The sequence below is a fragment of the Psychroflexus sp. MBR-150 genome, assembly GCF_053628795.1.
Genome location: NZ_JBRJHB010000005.1, coordinates 83,892 through 103,372 on the forward strand (window position 1 = coordinate 83,892; position 19,481 = coordinate 103,372).

Consider the following 19,481-nt stretch of genomic DNA (forward strand, 5'->3'; position numbering starts at 1 on the left):
TTTTTTCATAGTGTTTGGAAAACCAACCCCAGCAAAAACAGTAATTTCTGTTGAAGTTTCTTGAGCCTTTTCTGCAAGCTCCTGGTTATCATTATATAACGGATTTGTTTAATTTACCCGAAGTGTATCATAAAAAAGTTGATTGACTTATGATTTGAAACAGTGAATGAAAATTTTACTGGCGAAAAAGCCGATCGTGCTAAAAATAACGCCCGTAATATGGCGTCACATATTTTTATGAAAATATATATGGCAAGGCAAGAGCGGTAGGGTTTGATTTAAGTGATTATTTTTTTATCACCTAATGATTTTTGTTTCATCTTTTTTTGAAGTAAATATTGAACATTTTTTAAAATAACTTTGGTTTCAAAAACTTCAGGGTGTGATTTTAATGATGTTGTTGTTGCGTTGAATTTTTTAATTAAGATATCAGTTTTGTGAACATATTTTTTGAAGTTATTATTTTCAAAAGCTAAGCTTAGTAGTTGTTTTGCCGTTTCTTTACACTGACTTAAATATTCCTTTTGAGTTACAGACAAAACTGAAAAAGGAGTGTCTGAAACTAAAGAAACATATGATTCACCTCTATTAAATCTTTTTCTTTTGGCAATAGTTTTCGACGCTGAATTAGCAAAATACAAGGATTCTAAAAGTGAATTTGAGGCTAATCGGTTATCGCCATGTAATCCAGTATAAGCACATTCACCAATCGCAAAAATACCTTTTTCTGAAGATTCTCCATTCAAGTTGACTTGTATTCCTCCGCATTGGTAATGTGCAGCTGGTTTTATAGGGACATGATCCGTGCATAAATCATAGCCATAAGATTTGCAGGTTTTATAAATATAAGGAAGTGCTTCGGGAATGGTTTTACAGTTTAAATGTGTAAAATCTAAATATATATTTTCGTTATTCTGATGTGATATTTCTTTCCAAATGGCGTTAGAAACAATATCTCTTGGGGCTAATTCACCTCTTGTATTATATTTAAAAACAAAACGTTGATGTTTTTCGTTTATCAAATGAGCACCTAAACCCCTAGCAGCTTCTGAAATTAAAAAACTAGGATTGATGTTGATGCCATTAAAAGAAGTAGGATGAAATTGAATTTTCTCAAAATCTTTAATTTTTAATCCTAATTGATGAGCAAAATATATACCTTCTCCAATACTTCCTAAACTATTTGTTGTTTGAGGAAAAAGTTGACCACAGCCACCTGTTGCAATAACAACATGATTTGCAGAATATTGATAATATTGTTTTGAATTTAAATTAGCCACTTTGAGTTTAAAGCCATTATCAGTTTTTACAATATTTTCAACTTGGTGGTATTCTAATATTTGTATTGATGGAATTTTTTTAATTTTTTCTAAAAGACATTGATGCAGACTTTTGCCTGTTTGATCTTTGGTATGTAAAATTCTATGATACTGATGTCCACCTTCTTTGTGTAAATCAAATCGATTTCCATTTTTATCAAATTTCAATCCCCAATTCAATAAATCTTGAATGCGATTTGGAGCGTCTTTTATCACCTTTTCTATCACTTCATAGTTTCCTTTTTTATGACCAGCTAAATAAGTATCGTTGATATGAGATTCAAAACTATCTTTAGTATTAAATTTCACCGAAGCAATACCACCTTGAGCCAGACGAGTATTGCAGGTATTAATTTCACTTTTAGCGAGTATTTTTATATTGAGATCAGGGCTTAAATTGTTCAGATATAATGCAAAGCTCAAACCACCAATACCAGCTCCAATAACTATTATGTCAGTGTTTTTCTCAAGCATAACTCAACATTTTTTTTAGAGGTGTCAAAGCTTTTTGAGCGATAGTAGCATCTAAATTAATTTCAGGAGTTTCATTTTTTAAACACAGATAGAGTTTTTCTAAAGTATTGACTTTCATAAAAGCACATTCACTACAAGCACAGGTATTATCTTCTTGAATAGGGGCTGGAATCAATTTTTTATCAGGCACTTCTTTTTGCATTTGGTGTAGAATACCAGCTTCAGTGCCTACAATGAATACTTTGTGAGAATCTTCTTTGACATACTTCAACAGTTTAGAGGTCGAGCCTATAAAATGTGCAATTTTCAGAATTTCTGTTTTGCTCTCAGGATGAGCTATTATTTGGGCATCAGGATATTCAATCGTTAAATCTAAAATTTTATCATAACAAAAAGCTTCGTGAACCACACAAGTGCCATTCCATAGTAACATCTTCCTCCCCGTTTCTTTTATTAAATAGTCACCTAAATTTTTGTCTGGGGCAAATATAATTTTGTCTTGTTTTGGCAAACTTTTGATGACATCAATGGCATTAGAAGATGTACATACATAGTCACTCATCGCTTTTATTTCAGCACTACAGTTGATGTAAGTCACAACTTTATGGTCAGGATGTGCTTCTATAAATTTCTTAAAATCTTTGGTTAAACAAGAATCTGCTAATGAACAACCAGCATTTAGGTCAGGCAATAAAACTTTTTTTTGAGGATTTAAAATTTTAGCGGTTTCAGCCATAAAATGAACCCCAGCAAAAACAATAATTTCTGCTGAAGTTTCTTGAGCCTTTTTTGCAAGCTCAAGGCTATCACCTATATAATCAGCAATATCTTGTATAGATTCATTTTGATAATAATGTGCCAAAATGACTGCATTTTTCTTGGATTTTAAATTTTGTATTTCAGTTGGAATATTCATAATTCATTATATTAAACATTTATCATTATTGCAAAATTTCTCTCCTATACCATCTTCAAAAGATTGAATGCTAAAATCGGTTTTCATCTTCGATTTCATTTCAGTATATTTTTCTTTTGAAATGGCTTCATAAGGCATTTGAGCGTAAGCACCCATTTCTAATTTAGGCAAAAAGCTAATCGATTTAAGTGAATATTTAAAAAATTCTAAAATCGGTTGAATTTGATCGGCTTCTTCTGGTTTAAAGGTAACGGTGCAAGACACTTGATTGTCAGACCAAAAGCGTTGTAAAAATGAGGCTAAACTCACTTGTTCCCATATGCTAATTTCGTTTAGGCATTTTCCTTCATTGTGAATAGGAAAAGAGACTACCGCAGAACTCGTATCCATAACATCATCTTCAATATGCAAACCTGCATCGTTGAGCTGAGGTATAAGTTTTGAGTTTTTAGCAATTCTAATTCTTCGGATGTAATATTTAAATTCTGGATAATGACAACCTGGATTTACACCAGCCAAAAGGCTTACCGTTCCAGAGGGTTTTACACTTGTTGTTTTAATGCTTTTAGGCACGCACAACCAAGAGGAATAAATTTCATCCCAACTTTGGATTTCGTTATAACCTGTTTCTAACCAATCTCTAAAAATTTCTAAGGAATGTTTACCTATAAAATTGGTCACGCCCGTAACAGATGTCCCAATACGACGGTTGCGTTTTTGAACTCGATTGGTTTCGTGCCAAGTGGTATTGACCAATGTTGCGGTTTTGCCAACGAGATAGGCAAATTTGAGAGTTCTTAAATAATCTTCTTTACTCTCTGCTCGAGACGGAAAAGTTTCTACCAAACAGCACAACTCATAGCTTTCTAAAGATTGTTCTCCACAAGGATTGGTGCCAACAGCTTTATGATCTTTATGGTCTGCGGGATCACACATTCGTGAATGCGAGCGGATATTATCCATAAAGATATAACCAGGTTCGCCATTAATAGCCGTTTGTTTTGCCACATCTTCAAAATCAGTGTGATTATTTACAAAAACGCTGTTGTTGGATGCCCATCCGTATGTCGCACGATGAGAATTTTCGCCAACATAAGTTTGTTTGTCGTTGTCCCATCGGTAATCTTTGAGTTTGCGATATTCGGTATTGTCGGCATCGCCTAAAGCGATTTGTGCGGTTCGTCTCACATTACCTGCTACAACACATTGACCAATCATATTCATAATGTCAGTTATGGCTGTAATGCTGATTTTGTGGTGATCCAGTTGATTTAAAGTTTCCCTGATTTGATTGTGCAGTCGTTCAAGCGGTTGAGGTCCAGATGAAATTCCACCAAAACCTTTTATAGGCTCACCAGCTTTTCTGATTTGAGAATAATCAAATTCAATGTGATGTGTAGGTTGTTTATTGAAATGTTGTCCAAAATAAGAAGCCAATAACAATTCTAAACTTTTAACCCAGCCTTCACGCGTATCGGGAATCACATAAGTTTCTGCTTGTTTTTGGGGTTGGTGGATAACTACTTTATTTTCACCCAAAACATCAAAACCCACACCAACACCAACCATACTCATATCCATCATAAATGTAAAGGGTTTAACCGCATCTACAATGCTATTTCCCATATCTTTAGTTGACACAAATGCACAGTTAAACAAAGCTTGTCCGACTTTTTTTTCGTGAATAATAGGGGTTCCGAGAGCCCACAACATTCGGCCGGGTGGCAAAAATTTCATCCTAAACATACGGTCGTACATTTCTTGAGCCGAACGTTGAGCTTTGGTGTCGTTCCAACCCAATTCATTTTTTAAAATGTGTTCTTTTTGCAAGCTATAACAACCTTCTACAACCCGTCTAATCGTTTCAAACCATTTTTCGTTTTCTCCATTTTCTTTTAAACGCGAATAGGTGCGGTGGTAGGTGAGTTGCCCTAAACCATTAAAACCAAAATCAGGCTTTTTGCTTTTGTATTTTTCAATAAAATCTTGGTTGAGTTTGAAGTTGAGTTTCATAGTTTTTAAATTTAGGATAAAAGGATATCAATATCTTTATATGAGTTAAAAAAATTATTCTTTAAAATATGCTTTTTTAGTGTTTACACGTTTGGCTACACTATAAATGTCAGTCGAATTCAATCTTTTTTTCAGAGATTTTCTTTCTTTTTTGATTTGATGATGAAGCACGCAAGGGTTTTCATCTTGACATTTGCCAAAACCTAATAAACAGCCTTCTAAAATTTTAGAACCATCAATTGCTCTAACTATATCACCAATGAAAACATCTCGATTTTTGTCTAAATAAAACCCACCAGTTCGTCCCCGGACACTTTTTAATAAACCTGCTTTTGTCAACTGTTGTAATATTTTAGCAGTAAAAGCTTTAGGTGAATCAATGGCTTCGCTAATGGAATCTAAACCGATAAGTTCTTTAGATTTTGCTTGTTTAAAGGCAATAAAAGTCATTATTTTGATAGCGTATTCACAGCTTTTTGAAAACATCGGTTCAATTTTACAACAAATATAAACAAGTTTATAAAAGGACAATGATATCCGTAATACAATTATTAACAATCCTATGAACAAAGCACCTTTAAAACGCCAAATGTTATTTTAAAAGTTTTCTGTATGTAAAGGATTCTTGAAATATTCGTCGATGTTATACCTTTTATCTTTAATGATATTATTCATTCAAATTGGTGTAAATAAATCAAAATCAATCTTTATCATAAAGTCAGTAGCTTTGGATATGGGGAGCGAAGGTTTTGGAATACACCACAGCATTATAAATATGCTTGAACATACTTGATATATCCCAATGAAAGTAAAAACACAATCGCTTAATGTTGCCGTGGCTGCTGGTTTATTTTTGTATGAATTGGTAAGGTAAAAATTATTCAATTCCATCCTTGTTTTTTTTAATGTGGTATATCACATTTATTTCATCATCTTTTTTATCCTGATCATCATTATTTTTATCAGGATTAAAGTTTCCTTCATCATCAAAAAGTTGCATAAACTCGTCTTCTTCAGCATTGTAATCTTGCTTTTCCCATTCATATTTTGGTTTCACTAAATTATTGGTTTTATATACAAAAGCTAAACCTAACCCGACGACAAATCCTGATAAATGCCCTTCCCAAGACATGCCTACTTTTCCTGGAAATAAGCCCCAAACCAAACTACCATAAATAAAGACAACACTTAATGATAAGGCAACCAACCTATAGTATTTTGAAAAAATACCCTTGAAGAACAAAAAAGAAGCCAAAACATAAACCAATCCACTGGCACCAATATGATAACTCGGTCTGCCAATGAGCCAAGTTAATAAGCCTGTGATAAAAATACCCCACAAAATAACTGGTTTACTAATTTTTCTATAAAAGTAAAACAAGGCCATACTTAATAACAAAAGAGGCACAGAATTATTAAACAAATGTTTTAGACTACTATGGATAAATGTAGAAAATATAATTCCTTTTAAGCCTTCAATTTTCTGAGGATAAATGCCGTAGGTAGTAAAATTTAAATTATACTTAATCTCAATCCAATAAACTATCCATATCAAAAGGACTAATCCTAATGGATAAATCAAAACATCGTGAGTATATTTAAAAGATTTTGACATAAAATAATTGATGACATAAATATATCAATTTCATTTCCAAGTCCACAATTTCTGTAATAATGTCACTAAAATTGTAAATTTGTAGTTATGAACACACCTTTGGCAGAAAGACTTCGACCTAAAAAACTTTCAGACTACATTGGGCAAGACCATTTGGTAGGCGATAATGGTTTAATTTCAAAAATTGTAGCACAACAAAGCTTGCCATCGCTTATTTTTTGGGGACCACCTGGTATCGGTAAAACGACTTTAGCACAAATTATTGCTAATGAAATCAACAGACCATTTTATAAATTAAGTGCCATTAATAGTGGTGTAAAAGATATTCGTGCTGTGATTGAAAAAGCAAAACAATCTCAAGGGATGTTCAGTCAAAACTCACCGATTTTATTTATTGACGAAATTCACCGCTTTAGCAAATCTCAACAAGATTCATTGCTCGAAGCCGTTGAAAAAGCTTGGATAACGTTAATAGGAGCAACCACAGAAAATCCCAGTTTTGAAGTGATTTCAGCTCTATTGTCGAGATGTCAAATTTATACCTTAAAATCATTTGGTAAAAATGAACTCAAAACACTCCTTGATAAAGCACTTTCTGAAGATGAGGTTTTAAAGACTTTAGATATCCAAATTAAAGAAAATCAAGCTTTGTTTAGATTAAGCGGAGGCGATGCTAGAAAATTGCTCAATATTTTAGAATTGGTGATTAGCCAACAAAATTCAAAGCATAAAATTATTATTGACGATAAAAGTGTTTATAAAATTGTTCAAGAAAAACCTTTAAAATACGACAAATCAGGCGAACAACATTATGACATTATTTCAGCGTTCATTAAATCTATTAGAGGTAGCGACCCTAATGCTGGGGTTTATTGGTTAGCCAGAATGCTTGAAGGTGGTGAAGATATCAAGTTCATTGCCCGACGACTCATTATTTTGGCATCTGAAGATATTGGTCTGGCAAATCCCACAGCATTGGTGATGGCCAATAATACTTTTCAGGCTATAAATATTATAGGTATGCCAGAAGCTAGGATTATTTTAAGTCAATGCGTGATTTATCTCGCTGCTTCACCCAAAAGTAATTCAGCTTATATGGCTATCAATAAAGCTCAAGATTTAGTTAAACAGACAGGAGATTTAGATGTACCATTGTCATTAAGAAATGCACCGACAAAATTGATGAAAGATTTAGATTACGGCAAAGCTTATCCATACGCACACGATTATGATGGAAACTTTGCATATCATAATTTTATGCCAGATGAAATATCTTCTGAAAGTTTATACCAAACGTCAAACAATCCGAAAGAAAAACATTTTAAGGATTTTCTAAAACGACGCTGGAAAGATAAATATGAGTTTTGAAATATTAGGGTATTTATTGCTTTTTAAACTCTAATTTTTGAACTGTATCTTCTTCCTTTGCAAGATATTCAACAATTAAATTTCCATTAGCGTCAAAAAAAGCAGCACCATCAATATCAGCAGAGTCAAAACTATAGCTTCCTTGACCAGCATATTCTAAATTGGCAAAAATAGTTTGACCTTTGTCGGTAAAAATGGTGTAGTTATCATCTTTTTGGAGCAGCCAATAGGTTTGACCATACAGTTGATAGGCATTGGCACGTTCTTCAAAAGGTATTTTTTCTTTAGTTTCTTTGTTATCAGAATTTATCTCAGAAATATTAGACACTTGTTTTTCATTTGAAGTTTTTAGAAATAAAGATGAATCTACTTGAAATTTTTCTAAAGCTCTATTAAGGGCTTGTTGGTAGGCTTCTTTAAAGGGTTTTAATCGGCTTGTGCCTTCACTTTGATAAACCAGCTTTCCAAAGCAATCTTTAAGTTCAAAAATTAATGTTGTTGTAAATATACCTTTGTCTTCCTTGACATTTGCATTTAAAGCAAGGCATCTATTAAGTTTAATTTTTTGTGGTTTTTCTTCGCCTTCATTCATATACACTTCAAAACCAACTTCTTTCAACCTTAACCTAGTCAAGACATTGAGTTGATATTCATTTACTTCATCTAAAAAGCCATATTGAACCGGCACAATGATGTATTGGTATTTTTTTTCAGGGGTTTGGCTAAATGTTTTAAAACAAAATAGGACTAAAATTAAAACTAAAATCTTTTTCATACTAATTAAATAATTTATAATACGTTTTTTAAATCTATTAACCGCTCAACATAATCGATGTCAAAATTAGGTTTTTTGCCAAAATAAATCGCTGGTATTCCGAAATCTTTAGCACCTTGGATATCGGCTTCTAAACTGTCTCCAATCATAAGACTTTTGCTTTGATGTGTTTTTGCTTTTCTTAAAGCGTGTTCAAATATGCGTTTATCAGGTTTTTTGTAGCCTGAACCTTCAGCTGTGGTTACCGTTTCAAAAAAATGATCAATTTTTGAAGACTTTATTTTTTTGTGTTGAACTTTTTCAAAGCCATTGGTAATGATATGTAATCTATATTTGGTTGCTAAATAATTTAAGATCTGTTCTGCATCGGGAAAGAGATTAGTTTGATCGGATAAATTGTTGATATATTCTTCGGCAACTAAGTCGATGAGTTTTTTATCACTTTCAATATTTAAAGCATCAAAGACTTCTTTGAGTCTGTAGTATCTCAAACTTTCAGAGTCAATTTGATTTTTGCGATACAAATCCCAATATTTCATATTCACAGGTTTGTACAAACGCAAAAACGAATTTAAATTGATGTTGAGATTATGCTTTTCAAAAATTAAATTGAAAGTGATTTCTGAATTTTTTTCAAAATCCCATAAAGTGTGATCCAAATCAAAAAAAATATCACTTGGTTGCTGTGCTAGCATGTCTTGAGGTGTTTTGTGATTTGGTAAATTTTTTGTTTAAATTCAGTATTTGAAAAATCTTCATTGCTAATCAGTAAATTATATGAACAATTCAGTTCATTTTTTATAGAATAAAACTTTTCGATGTCTGTATTTTTAAGTGCTTGACTGCTTGCAAAAAATGGGTGTATTTCAATCGGTGAAGCCTGTTCTAAGTTTAAGTCGTAAAACAAAAAAGAATGAGATGTGCCTGCTCTATAACCAATATGGTCAGAATATCCCATCGAGAAATCTTTTTTGATATTTGTTTTGTCTAAACTTATATAGAAATCAGGGAAATTTAATTCATAATCTTTTATCATAATGCTTTCTAACTCACGATTAGATATTTTCTCAAAGCGGTCAATTTCTTTATTTAAAATATCAAACTCATGTATTGCTTCATGACTTGGCATTAAACCAATTTCACAATAATCTCCCATAGACTTTATAAGTTTTTGATATATTTTTTTTCTATGGTTGATATTTTTTGTGTTTATGCTATAATCGCCTAGTAAAAACATAAACTTCATATCAACATTATAATCATTTTTAAATCTAATGAGTTCATCATAAACATCAAAAGGGTCATTATTTGAATAAAACCAAGTTTTTATTCTTGAATAGACATCACTAAATTTTAATTGAATAGTGTCACCAACAAAGCCAGCAATGCTTCTTGAAATTCCATATTTTCTGTATTTAAAAGCTTTTTCTACGGCAACAATTATATTGACTTGAGATGAGTTTGAATTTAAATTAATGTCTTTAAACTTGTTTTGTAAAATTTTTGAAAACACGTCTATCCAAATATTAACGATCGGTTTTTGTAGAAAGCCATTTTTATAAGCGAGACTTTCTTGGGCGGGAAAGTCTCCTATGCGATTTTTGACATGCGGTAAATACTCTTCATAACGTGTTAATAGAAAGAAGCTAGCAGCAAAAATATCATAAGGAATATCACTTTGTAAAGAAGTTTTAAAAAAATAAGGTTCACCTTGCCAAATAGATACGTTGATTTCTAAATCATTAACACCTTGTTCTTGAAGCAGACCACAGGCTTGAATAAAAACCTCGTTACCTAATCTTTGATTGGCATAAGAAAATTTTGCTCCTTTATAAGCTATAAAAGTTTCTATTTTTGTTGTAAAGTTGATTTTAAATCCCAAAATACGTTTACAGACCTGCCTAAATGTGTAATTTATGCGAGGTGTAATTTCTGGTACGTATATTAATATTTCCATAAGTTAGAGCAACTGTTGATCAGCAAAGCTATAATAAGATTTGTCTGTCACAATGATATGATCCAAAAGTTTGAAATCCATCAACATTGCTGCTTTTTTAATTTTTTCAGTTAATTTGATATCCAACCGACTTGGTTTTAAAGTGCCTGACGGATGGTTATGAGCTAGAATTAAAGCTACGGCTCCACAAGACAGTGCTTTTTTAAAGATTAATCTTATATCGACTGTAGTGCTAGTAATACCACCTTTACTTATTTGCTGTTTGTTAATGACTTTATTAGAATTGTCTAACAACAAGACCCAAAACTCTTCGTGCTCTAAGTCGGCAATAATTGATTTCATAACCTTATAGGCATCATAACTTGATGAAATTTTCGGGAAGATAGGCAAATCTGCATTACCATGCCGTTTACCAAGTTCTAAAGCTGCAACAATACTTATGGCTTTAGCTTCGCCAATACCTTTATAATCTTGTAGCTCTTCTACACTCATTTTGCTCAACAACCTCAATTGATGGTCTTTATCTTTTAAGAGACGTTTACACAGTTCTACCGCACTTTCAGACCTATTGCCAGACCCAATAATAATCGCCAGCAGTTCGGCATCGCTCAAAGCAGACTTCCCTTTATGAAGCAGTTTTTCTCGGGGTCTGTCGCTTTCTGACCATGACTTTATTGTAAAACGCTTTGATTGGCTAACCATGTTCTAAAAATACAAAATTTATTTTTTCTAATTGTTTGGTTAATTTTTTTAAATTTTGATTTGATAAAATCTTATAAATATAATTGAGTTGTTATTGTTAGTTCTATACGGAATTATTTTTATATAAACTTCAACAACTCACAAAACAGTTTCACCATTTTAGGTTCGGCGATTTTTGCGGTTTCTAAAATATCTTCAACATTTACGGGTTCTAAGTTGTCGGGGTCGCATTCGTCTGTTAATACTGAAACGGCAACAACAGGCAGTTGTAAATGATTAGCGACAATCACTTCTGGCACGGTGCTCATTCCAACCGCATCGGCACCAATGGTTTTTAGATAACGATATTCAGCTCGCGTTTCAAGTTGTGGTCCTAAAACTGAAGCGTAAACGCCTTGATGTAAATTGATGTTTTGATCTTGTGCAATTTTAATCAAATTTTGACTCATACTTTTATCATACGGACGACTCATATCTACAAAAATATTACCAAGTTTAGAAACGCCTTTGTAGGCTAATGGCGAGCCACCAAGTAAATTGATATGGTCGTCAATCAGCATTAAGTCCCCTTTTTGAAAGTTGGGATTGATGGCACCAGCGGCATTAGACACAAGTAACTTTTGAACACCAAGGCACTTCATTATTCTAACAGGGAAAGTCACATCAAGCAAATCATAACCTTCATACAAGTGAAATCGTCCTTGCATTATCACGGCGGTTTTACCCTCAATTTTACCATATATGAGCTTGCCTTTATGAAATTCAACTGTTGCCGTTGGGAAATGCGGTATATGGTTATAACTCACTTCGTGAATAATCTTAACTTGGTCCAATAGTTGACCTAATCCCGTGCCAAGTATAATGCCAATTTCAGGATTTTTAAAGCCTTTTTCTTTGAGGTATTTTGTGGTTTCTTTTAGGTATTTCATTTTAATAATGTTTTTAATTCTGGGAAGTTATCTAAATCTTCTTTATAATCTATATCATTTTTTGCTTCTAACAAAGCTACTTGTTTTGATTTTAAATTCTTTAGGGTAAGGTTTAAAACTTCATCAGTTCCCCAAGGTTTGTTTTTAAAAATTTCAGAAAAAATTGATTTTGTTCCCAAAAGATAGTATCCGCCGTCAGTAGCTGGACCAATCACAATATCATTCTGGCTTAGTTCAGCAAATGCTTTGTCTATCAGATTGTGGTCGATATCATACAAATCTGAACCTATGATGATTACTTTTTCAAATCCATCTTGAAAGGCTTGCTCAATGGCGTGTTGCATTTTCTCGCCCAAATCGCCATCTATTTGAACTTTTTTTTCAAAAATATTATCATCCCAAACGTCATTTTTAGCAATAGCTTCGGTGTAATAAACTTGTTTATGTGCTTTAACTTTTGCCGTTACTTTTGCCGTGTGTTGCAATAAAAACTTATAGATCTTTAAAGTTTTATCATCGCCAACACCTTGTGCTAATCGGGTTTTGACTTTTCCTTTTTCGGGTTTTCTCGTAAAGATGATTAAGCAGTTTTTCATTTTTTTTGACGTTTTAAATTTAACCATTAAGAAGTTAAGTTGCATTAAGGATTATTTGTTCTTAATGTTCTTAATGCCTTAATGGTTTAATGGTTTAAAATAAAGATGATTAAGTAGTTTTTCATTAAACAATATCTATATTTAAAAATATCACGCAAAGTCGCTAAGGCGCAAAGACGATATGATTGAGCTTGATTTTATTCTAAAACTTTATTACCGCGTTCCAAAAATTTTCCCCAAAATTCATCATAAGGATGCACGTTTTGAGTTTGCAGGTTGTTTTTATAAATCGGATAACCGCGATTTACCCATTCGAAAATTCCACCGTGTAAATTCCGAATGTTATTGAAATCCATTGCTTTCAAACGTTCGCCGATTTGCTCTGAACGCACGCCAATTGAACAATAGACGATTATTTTTGTGTTTTTGTCAAGATGTTTTACGTTCTTTTTTTCAAAATTATCATAACCTACCCAAATGGCATTTTTTAAATGACTCACTTCGTATTCGGCTTTGGTTCTCGTGTCTAATAAGATTATATTTTCTCCAGCGTCGAGTTTTGTTTTTAAGGTTTCAACTTCAATATAGCTTACACTACCCGAATTGTATTTTTGAATAGCGTCATCAATGCTGTTTTGAGCAAACCCACTTAGACCAATTATAAATAAACTTAGATATTTAAGAGGATAACACATCGGTATCAATATTTGGTTTTACACCATTTTTATCAAAAATTTCGTCTTTATGGCATTTCATAAAATGGTCGCAATACAAACAGATATTGCCTAATTCGTCGTTTTTGGCTTTGGCTTCGTCTTCGCTTACGCCAAGTGATTTTCCCATTTTTAAAGGTTCGCCATCATTTAAAGCTTTAAATACAATATTTTGTGATGCACGCTTAAGCACGTCTGAAACCTTTTCTTTTCGGGCGTCGCCCATAGGGAAATGTGTGCCAGGACAACACGGATTGATTCGCCACAATTGGATGCTGATTTCATTGGGAATATCATCGTAACCGCCCAGAAAATTTCTTGCACCTGATAAAATCGTGCAGAAATTATGATCGGGATTTTTATAATGGATATCATTTTTTAAAGCTTTTCCACGTGCCCAATTGCCACCAATCCACATCTCTTCGTTGGCACCCCAATAGCCCCAACTCAAATCTTTTTCAGTTAAATAATTTTCGCTGTCAACTAATGGATCTTTGTCTTCGCCATTCACGCCACAACTTTCAAAAATCTCTGCCAACTCCATCAAGCGATTGCCAGCATGTTTATGATAGCGGTCTATACTGGCAATGTCAAAGCGTGTAACACCTTTGTCAATAAGCACTTGAAGTTTTTTGGTGTTCAGCAAATCGCCGTTGGTCTGCAACATAATTTGGGTTTGGCCCTGGTATTTGTCCTGTATTTTGTTTAGAATGGCGTGTAACAATTTGATATCTGCCATTGGCTCACCACCGCTTAAAATTAACCGATTAATCTTGCTCGGCATATGGTCTATGATTTTAAAGCAATCGTCTTGAGATATACGTGCACCAAACGGACTCGAGTCGTTGTAGCAATGGTCACAATCGTCGTTGCAGAGTTGAGTAAACACCCAATACAGGGATTCTATGTGGTCAAAATCAGTCTTCATTCGTTTCGTTTTTCAAGTGTTTCCAAAATAAAATTTCGTCGTTTACGCCACTTTTTTCATCTTGATAAAAAGCTTTTTTGGAGTCGTATTGTATCAAGTTTCCTTGCTCAATTTTAGCAATTTCGTCACCAATGATAATGGCTTCTTTTAAATCGTGAGTCACAAAAATAGCAGATAGATTTTGAGACGACACCAAGCTTTTGAAAAGTTTTTGCATATGTGTCCGAATTTCAGGGTCTAAAGCACCAAATGGTTCGTCAAGTAAAAGCAATTGCGGTTGAATCACCAAAGCTCTACCAAAAGCTATGCGTTGTTTTTGTCCGCCTGAGAGTTGGTTGGGCATTTTGTGGCCTTGGTCTTGCATACCGAGTTTATTGAGCATTGCGTTGACTTGAGCAGTAATATTTTTTGCTTTCTGTAGTTTCAATCCAAAAGCAATATTTTCAAAAGCCGATAAGTGCGGAAACAACAAAGCATCTTGATATAAATAAATAATTTTTCGTCGTTGTGGCGAAAGTGCATCAATACGTTTTTGCCGTAGGTAAATTTCCCCTTGATTCAATTTTTCAAGTCCAGCTATAATTTTCAACAAAGTGGTTTTACCACTGCCTGAAGCTCCAATAAGGCTTAAGGTTTGTCCTTCGTTTAACTCAAGATTGATATTTTGCAAAATCTGGTCTTGACCAAAACGTTTATCGAGTTGTTGTATGCGAAGAAAAGATTGACTCATCGGGCTAAAATTAGAACTTTTTTATTCATATACAACAATACAATAGGAGGTAAGACGAGCAAAACACAAGCCAAAGCGGCATAAAATAGATTGGCTTCATTGATAAAATTAAACACCATCACCGTTAGGGTTTTGACTTTGCCTAAACCTATAAATTGCGTAAGCCCGTATTCAAACCAAGAGACTAAAAAGGATTGAAAAAAACATAACACAATAACGGGTTTAGATAAAGGCAAAATAACTTTCATTAAACTTTGTCGTGAGCTTGCACCAAGGGTGAATGAGAGTTGTTCAATAGATTTTAATTTGTCGTTCCAAAAATTATTGAAAATGACAATCCCAAAAGGCAAAGCAAAAAAGAGTTGAGCAATCAATACTCCGATAAAATTGCCAGACAAATTGGCTACCGTAAAATAATATTGAAATATCACCGCCAACACTACGGGCGATAAAATGTAAGGCACAAGCGTTAATCGCATATAAATTTGTCGATATTTACTGTAGGCGATGTATTTAGATATAAAAAAAGCTAATATGCTGACCAAACTCGCCAATGTCAAAGATAAACCAAGTGACAACAATAAACTTTTCAAAATATCACCTTGTTGAAAGAGACCATTTTCCCAATGTTGAAGTGTCCATTTTTGTGGTAAAATCTCTGGAAATTGCCACTGCTGTGCTAAAGATAAGCCCAACAAAAATACCAATGGAAATACCACGGTCAAAACATAAATGTATTTCAAGACTTTGCTCATCATTTAAAAATTGGGTTTTAAATATTTACGCGTTGGTATTCCAAAACCAATTAAAACTAAAACCACCAATATGACATATAACACGCTCATTGCAAACCCTAAAGGAATATCATTCAAATTAAATTTTTGGATTTTTTGCACAATCGCAACCGAAACCATTTGCGGATATTGCCGACCTAAAATCAGTGGCACTTCATATGAGCCCATCACAAATATGACAAACAATAATAAGGTCATTTTTGATTTTTGAAATAAAATCGGAAGCGTTACTCGTTTCAGGGTTTTAGCCGTTGATGCCCCGAGTGTTTTAGATAAATTTTCTAAGTGTAAAAGGTTTTCATTTCTATAAATATTAGACATCAAAATGGTAAAAAACGGCGTAATCAACAGCACGCTACATACAATAATTCCGATGCTATAAAAATCTCTGACCAGATTTGGAAAAGCATTTAGACTATTGATAAATCCCAATTCAAAAGCCATTCGAGAAAACCAACCCGATGGCGAAAGCCATTGTAAAACCACAAACGCCATCACCGTTGCTGGAAAACACAAAGGCAAAAAGATAAAATAGCTTAACCGACCCTTTTGAATACTTTTATTCCAACTTAAGGCCATACTCACCGCAAAACACAAACTGATAAAAACACTGACAAAACCAATGCTTAAACTGTATAAAAAACTCGCCCATAAACTTTGCGATGTCAAAGCCTTTTGCCAATATTCAAATGTGAAACCTTTGGACAATAAACCTATTAAACCCAAACTATAACTTAACGCATAGCCCAACCCTGCAAGCACAGGTAGTACAATCAGTAGCCAAAACAATAGCTTAATAAAAATAGGATAAACCTTCAACTTCACGGATTAATAATTTTTGTTCTAAAATCTTTAGCCAATCGAATCATATATTTGGGGTTGAGCTCAACTCTAATTAGTTTTTACTTTTACCTATTTTATAAACCTAATTAGTAAATTCAGTTTAAAAAATAGCTCTCTGTTTTCTTTATAAATTTTTCCAAATCCGTGTCGAGAAGAACTTGCAGTGTCGAGTTTTGTATTATTTAGCAAGTAATTCTCAAATTCGTTTCTGTTATAAATATGATAACACAAAACATCTCCATTTTCTTTGACAATTAAATATCCACCTGTTGCATCATATTGTCCTGTCCAAACTTGTGATGGCATCATTCCAAGTGCAACATCAGTCAGGAAGCGTTTTATTTTATATTCGTAAAACTTATGTTCGTTTTTAATGTCGAAGTTTAATGGATTTTTATTTGCAGTTTTGGTTACTAAATCGGTCAAATGCGAAAACTCACTTGAATCTAGCTTTTAAATTTGCTGATTATTTCATAAGAATGTAGTCGTGCAGCATGGTCGTAAATAGCACTCGTAATCATGAGTTCGTCAACAAGTGTTTCATTTAAAAATTGTTGCATTTTATTTTTTACTGTTTCAGAATTTCCCACAAATGAATATTTTATCATTTGTTGTAAAGCTTGTTCTTTGAGAGGGTCTATATAAAATTTTGATAATTCAGTTGGAGCTTGTAGTTTTTCCCGCTTACCTGTAATAATACCCAGAAACAGTTTCTTGAAAGAAGTGGCAAGTTCTTCTGCTTCTTCATCTGTATTAGCAGCAATAGCGTTTACACATGCCATAGCATAAGGTTTTTTTTGTTGCATGGAAGGACGAAAATTTTGATGGTATATTGCCAATGCCTGATGTAGTTGTGCGGGAGCAAAGTGGCTGGCAAAGGCATAAGGCAAACCCAGTGAAGCAGCTAAATAAGCACTATCGGTACTTGAGCCAAGAATCCAAATTGGAATATCTAATCCTTCGCCAGGGATAGCTCTTACTTGTCCTGTTTTGTTGCTTGCTGATAAATAGAGTTGAAGTTCTTTAATGTTTTCAGAAAATTTCATAGCCGCTTTTTGATCACGACGCAATGCGTAAGCTGTTAGTTGGTCGGTTCCAGGTGCACGACCTAAACCCAAATCAATACGTTGAGGATAAAGTGTTTCGAGTGTGCCAAATTGTTCGGCTACTATTAATGGTGCATGATTTGGTAACATAATGCCACCTGAACCAACGCGTAAAGTTGATGTTTTAGAGGCTATATATCCAATAAGTATAACGGTTGCCGAACTCGCTATGCCTTCCATATTATGATGCTCGGCTAGCCAATATCTGTTATAGCCCCATTTTTCAACATGCTGTGCAAGATCCGAACTATTGTTAAATGTATGTGTAATAGATTTATTTTCAATTACCATTGCCAAATCGAGTACCGAAAAGGGAATTGTAGAAATATTTTTTGAAGCCATTGTGATTTGTTTTTTAATAATCCTTAAATCATCAACCTAATGTTTAAAAGAATATGGTAAAGTTAGTAAAATTAATACTTCATCAAGTATAAAATAAACCTTCAATTTCACGGATTAATAATTTTTGTTCTAAAATCTTCAGCCAATCGAATCATATATTTGGGGTTAAGCTCCATTAATGCTTTTTGATTAAGCTCACTTCTCGGTGGTGCATATTGACGTCTAACAATATTTTCAAAATGTTGTTTCTCATTTTCAGGTAATTTTTTAAGATCTAAAACACTGCCATCGCCCCAAACTTCAGGCTTAGATTTGTGAGCTTGGGCTTCTGCTGAAATCATAAAATTGGCGACCAACATTGCTACCGCTTTGTGCTTAGACAGTTTTGGAATCCCCAAATAATGGCTGTTTTGAATACTGCCAAAATCAGGCACATAAGCACGTGCGGTTTTAGGAAAAAGTCCTTCGCTAATTTTGTTATCCACTTCGCTGTCGTTGTTACTCATACTGAACCAAATTTCACCCGAGGCAAACAATTGATGCATTTGAGCTACATTTTCTGGAAATACTTCACCTTTTTGCCAAAGGTAAGGTTTTAGTTTGTTGATGTATTCCCATAGTTGTTGACTATATTTTTGATAAGTAGCTTCATCAAATTCACTATAAAGTTCTTTGGGATTTTCTGCAAAACTGATCAGCAAACTTTTTAAAAAAGTCAAACCTGTAAAATGATTGTCAAAGGTAAATTGACCTGGATGGGTTTTGACAAAATTCAGCAGTTCAGTTTTGTTTCGTGGTGGATTCTTAACCTTAGCTTGATCATAAATCAAGGTCATTTGCACATTGCCCCAAGGCAATTCGTAGCCGTCAATAGGTTGCTGAAAATCTTTCCCGATAAACGGATTGTCAAAATCTATAAATTCAGCATTAGGCAATACAGACGTCCAAGGACCATAAAGGGCATCAATCTGACGTAGTTGATAAAACGTCTCGCCATTGATCCACACCAAATCAATCTCGCTTTCACTTTTATTAGCTTGCAATTCGGTCATCAAACTTTGCACAATCATATTGCCTTGACCACTGACAATATTGACATCAATCCCGTATTGAGCCTTTACCTTGGGCAAAACATAATCGCTCATATAAGCGTTGATTTTCGGGTCGCCTTTCCACATCATCAAATTGATATTTTGTCTTTGACCTTGCGTTTCAATCAGCGCCCAATCAGATAAATCTACGCTTTCATCTGAAGTTTTATCAGTTTTACAGCCTAAAAAACAGATTAGAATAATTGTTATAATGGGTTTATGCATAGTTTTTACTTTAATTATGTTTTTGCGATGTGCTTAATAAAATGA

At 33.6% G+C, this 19,481-nt stretch carries 19 protein-coding genes and 1 pseudogene; 1 reads left to right on the forward strand and 19 read right to left on the reverse strand.

The genetic code is table 11. The features are described from left to right. Positions 1-278: 278 nt before the first annotated feature. The 5 genes from ACSSV5_RS04325 to ACSSV5_RS04345 form a co-directional block, all read right to left on the reverse strand. Positions 279-1,793 (reverse strand): L-aspartate oxidase, encoded by a 1,515-nt coding sequence (locus ACSSV5_RS04325; RefSeq protein ID WP_454244917.1) that lies wholly within the window; start codon positions 1,791-1,793, stop codon positions 279-281. Beyond that, positions 1,786-2,709, reverse strand: coding sequence for a quinolinate synthase NadA (gene nadA, locus ACSSV5_RS04330; protein WP_211064492.1), 924 nt, complete (start codon positions 2,707-2,709; stop codon positions 1,786-1,788). Before nadA ends, ACSSV5_RS04325 begins: the two co-directional genes overlap by 8 nt. A 6-nt stretch (positions 2,710-2,715) precedes the next feature. After that, positions 2,716-4,722, reverse strand: a complete 2,007-nt coding sequence (locus ACSSV5_RS04335; RefSeq protein WP_454244918.1) for a hypothetical protein — start codon at positions 4,720-4,722, stop codon at positions 2,716-2,718. Between the two features lie 54 nt (positions 4,723-4,776). Continuing rightward, positions 4,777-5,208, reverse strand: coding sequence for an RrF2 family transcriptional regulator (locus ACSSV5_RS04340; RefSeq protein ID WP_454244919.1), 432 nt, complete (start codon positions 5,206-5,208; stop codon positions 4,777-4,779). A 391-nt stretch (positions 5,209-5,599) separates the two neighbouring features. Continuing rightward, positions 5,600-6,337 carry a rhomboid family intramembrane serine protease gene (locus tag ACSSV5_RS04345; protein WP_454244920.1) on the reverse strand — a complete coding sequence of 246 codons (738 nt, stop codon included), beginning with the start codon at positions 6,335-6,337 and terminating at the stop codon, positions 5,600-5,602. 87 nt (positions 6,338-6,424) lie between these two features. Between ACSSV5_RS04345 and ACSSV5_RS04350 the strand changes: the two genes are divergently transcribed. Beyond that, a complete protein-coding gene (locus ACSSV5_RS04350) occupies positions 6,425-7,705 on the forward strand; it encodes a replication-associated recombination protein A (RefSeq protein WP_454244921.1) in 1,281 nt (426 codons plus the stop codon). A 13-nt stretch (positions 7,706-7,718) separates the two neighbouring features. Here the strand turns inward: ACSSV5_RS04350 and ACSSV5_RS04355 are convergent, their stop codons facing one another. From ACSSV5_RS04355 to ACSSV5_RS04420, 14 genes and pseudogenes are all read right to left on the reverse strand, one after another. Further along, on the reverse strand, positions 7,719-8,480 hold the full coding sequence (locus ACSSV5_RS04355; RefSeq protein WP_454244922.1) for a hypothetical protein: 762 nt from the start codon (positions 8,478-8,480) through the stop codon (positions 7,719-7,721). A 14-nt stretch (positions 8,481-8,494) separates the two neighbouring features. Further along, on the reverse strand, positions 8,495-9,175 hold the full coding sequence (locus ACSSV5_RS04360) for a YjjG family noncanonical pyrimidine nucleotidase (RefSeq protein ID WP_211064485.1): 681 nt from the start codon (positions 9,173-9,175) through the stop codon (positions 8,495-8,497). Next, positions 9,169-10,437 (reverse strand): DUF7033 domain-containing protein, encoded by a 1,269-nt coding sequence (locus ACSSV5_RS04365; RefSeq protein WP_454244923.1) that lies wholly within the window; start codon positions 10,435-10,437, stop codon positions 9,169-9,171. Before ACSSV5_RS04365 ends, ACSSV5_RS04360 begins: the two co-directional genes overlap by 7 nt. 3 nt (positions 10,438-10,440) lie before the next feature. Next, complete coding sequence (radC, locus tag ACSSV5_RS04370) at positions 10,441-11,139, reverse strand: RadC family protein (protein ID WP_454244924.1); 699 nt, start codon at positions 11,137-11,139, stop codon at positions 10,441-10,443. Between the two features lie 119 nt (positions 11,140-11,258). Beyond that, entirely contained in the window at positions 11,259-12,068 is an 810-nt protein-coding gene (locus ACSSV5_RS04375; RefSeq protein ID WP_454244925.1) for a purine-nucleoside phosphorylase, read from the reverse strand. Beyond that, the gene (locus tag ACSSV5_RS04380) at positions 12,065-12,664 is read right to left on the reverse strand and encodes a TIGR04282 family arsenosugar biosynthesis glycosyltransferase (protein WP_454244926.1); all 600 of its coding nucleotides are present in this window, start codon (positions 12,662-12,664) and stop codon (positions 12,065-12,067) included. Before ACSSV5_RS04380 ends, ACSSV5_RS04375 begins: the two co-directional genes overlap by 4 nt. A 197-nt stretch (positions 12,665-12,861) precedes the next feature. Beyond that, positions 12,862-13,359: a rhodanese-like domain-containing protein gene (locus tag ACSSV5_RS04385; protein WP_454244927.1), complete on the reverse strand. Its 498-nt coding sequence runs from the start codon at positions 13,357-13,359 to the stop codon at positions 12,862-12,864. Beyond that, complete coding sequence (locus ACSSV5_RS04390; protein ID WP_454244928.1) at positions 13,343-14,305, reverse strand: radical SAM protein; 963 nt, start codon at positions 14,303-14,305, stop codon at positions 13,343-13,345. Before ACSSV5_RS04390 ends, ACSSV5_RS04385 begins: the two co-directional genes overlap by 17 nt. Then, positions 14,295-15,035, reverse strand: a complete 741-nt coding sequence (locus ACSSV5_RS04395) for an ABC transporter ATP-binding protein (RefSeq protein ID WP_454244929.1) — start codon at positions 15,033-15,035, stop codon at positions 14,295-14,297. Before ACSSV5_RS04395 ends, ACSSV5_RS04390 begins: the two co-directional genes overlap by 11 nt. After that, positions 15,032-15,793: an ABC transporter permease gene (locus ACSSV5_RS04400; RefSeq protein WP_454244930.1), complete on the reverse strand. Its 762-nt coding sequence runs from the start codon at positions 15,791-15,793 to the stop codon at positions 15,032-15,034. The genes ACSSV5_RS04395 and ACSSV5_RS04400 overlap by 4 nt, the downstream gene beginning before the upstream one ends. After that, entirely contained in the window at positions 15,794-16,654 is an 861-nt protein-coding gene (locus tag ACSSV5_RS04405) for an ABC transporter permease subunit (RefSeq protein WP_454244931.1), read from the reverse strand. 87 nt (positions 16,655-16,741) lie between these two features. Next, positions 16,742-17,101, reverse strand: a pseudogene (locus tag ACSSV5_RS04410) (HpaII family restriction endonuclease); the annotation flags it as partial. 17 nt (positions 17,102-17,118) lie between these two features. After that, complete coding sequence (locus ACSSV5_RS04415) at positions 17,119-18,120, reverse strand: LLM class flavin-dependent oxidoreductase (RefSeq protein ID WP_454244932.1); 1,002 nt, start codon at positions 18,118-18,120, stop codon at positions 17,119-17,121. Positions 18,121-18,227: 107 nt separating this feature from the next. Beyond that, complete coding sequence (locus ACSSV5_RS04420) at positions 18,228-19,436, reverse strand: ABC transporter substrate-binding protein (RefSeq protein WP_454244933.1); 1,209 nt, start codon at positions 19,434-19,436, stop codon at positions 18,228-18,230. Positions 19,437-19,481: the final 45 nt, after the last annotated feature.

Coding starts and splice junctions, on each gene's coding strand:
- ACSSV5_RS04350 (WP_454244921.1), top strand. CDS start 6,425: ATGAACACACCTTTGGCAGAAAGACTTCGACCTAAAAAACTTTCAGAC.
- ACSSV5_RS04325 (WP_454244917.1), bottom strand. CDS start 1,793: ATGCTTGAGAAAAACACTGACATAATAGTTATTGGAGCTGGTATTGGT.
- ACSSV5_RS04395 (WP_454244929.1), bottom strand. CDS start 15,035: ATGAGTCAATCTTTTCTTCGCATACAACAACTCGATAAACGTTTTGGT.
- ACSSV5_RS04360 (WP_211064485.1), bottom strand. CDS start 9,175: ATGCTAGCACAGCAACCAAGTGATATTTTTTTTGATTTGGATCACACT.
- ACSSV5_RS04355 (WP_454244922.1), bottom strand. CDS start 8,480: ATGAAAAAGATTTTAGTTTTAATTTTAGTCCTATTTTGTTTTAAAACA.
- ACSSV5_RS04415 (WP_454244932.1), bottom strand. CDS start 18,120: ATGGCTTCAAAAAATATTTCTACAATTCCCTTTTCGGTACTCGATTTG.
- nadA (WP_211064492.1), bottom strand. CDS start 2,709: ATGAATATTCCAACTGAAATACAAAATTTAAAATCCAAGAAAAATGCA.
- radC (WP_454244924.1), bottom strand. CDS start 11,139: ATGGTTAGCCAATCAAAGCGTTTTACAATAAAGTCATGGTCAGAAAGC.
- ACSSV5_RS04340 (WP_454244919.1), bottom strand. CDS start 5,208: ATGTTTTCAAAAAGCTGTGAATACGCTATCAAAATAATGACTTTTATT.
- ACSSV5_RS04335 (WP_454244918.1), bottom strand. CDS start 4,722: ATGAAACTCAACTTCAAACTCAACCAAGATTTTATTGAAAAATACAAA.
- ACSSV5_RS04385 (WP_454244927.1), bottom strand. CDS start 13,359: ATGTGTTATCCTCTTAAATATCTAAGTTTATTTATAATTGGTCTAAGT.
- ACSSV5_RS04375 (WP_454244925.1), bottom strand. CDS start 12,068: ATGAAATACCTAAAAGAAACCACAAAATACCTCAAAGAAAAAGGCTTT.
- ACSSV5_RS04400 (WP_454244930.1), bottom strand. CDS start 15,793: ATGATGAGCAAAGTCTTGAAATACATTTATGTTTTGACCGTGGTATTT.
- ACSSV5_RS04380 (WP_454244926.1), bottom strand. CDS start 12,664: ATGAAAAACTGCTTAATCATCTTTACGAGAAAACCCGAAAAAGGAAAA.
- ACSSV5_RS04365 (WP_454244923.1), bottom strand. CDS start 10,437: ATGGAAATATTAATATACGTACCAGAAATTACACCTCGCATAAATTAC.
- ACSSV5_RS04390 (WP_454244928.1), bottom strand. CDS start 14,305: ATGAAGACTGATTTTGACCACATAGAATCCCTGTATTGGGTGTTTACT.
- ACSSV5_RS04345 (WP_454244920.1), bottom strand. CDS start 6,337: ATGTCAAAATCTTTTAAATATACTCACGATGTTTTGATTTATCCATTA.
- ACSSV5_RS04420 (WP_454244933.1), bottom strand. CDS start 19,436: ATGCATAAACCCATTATAACAATTATTCTAATCTGTTTTTTAGGCTGT.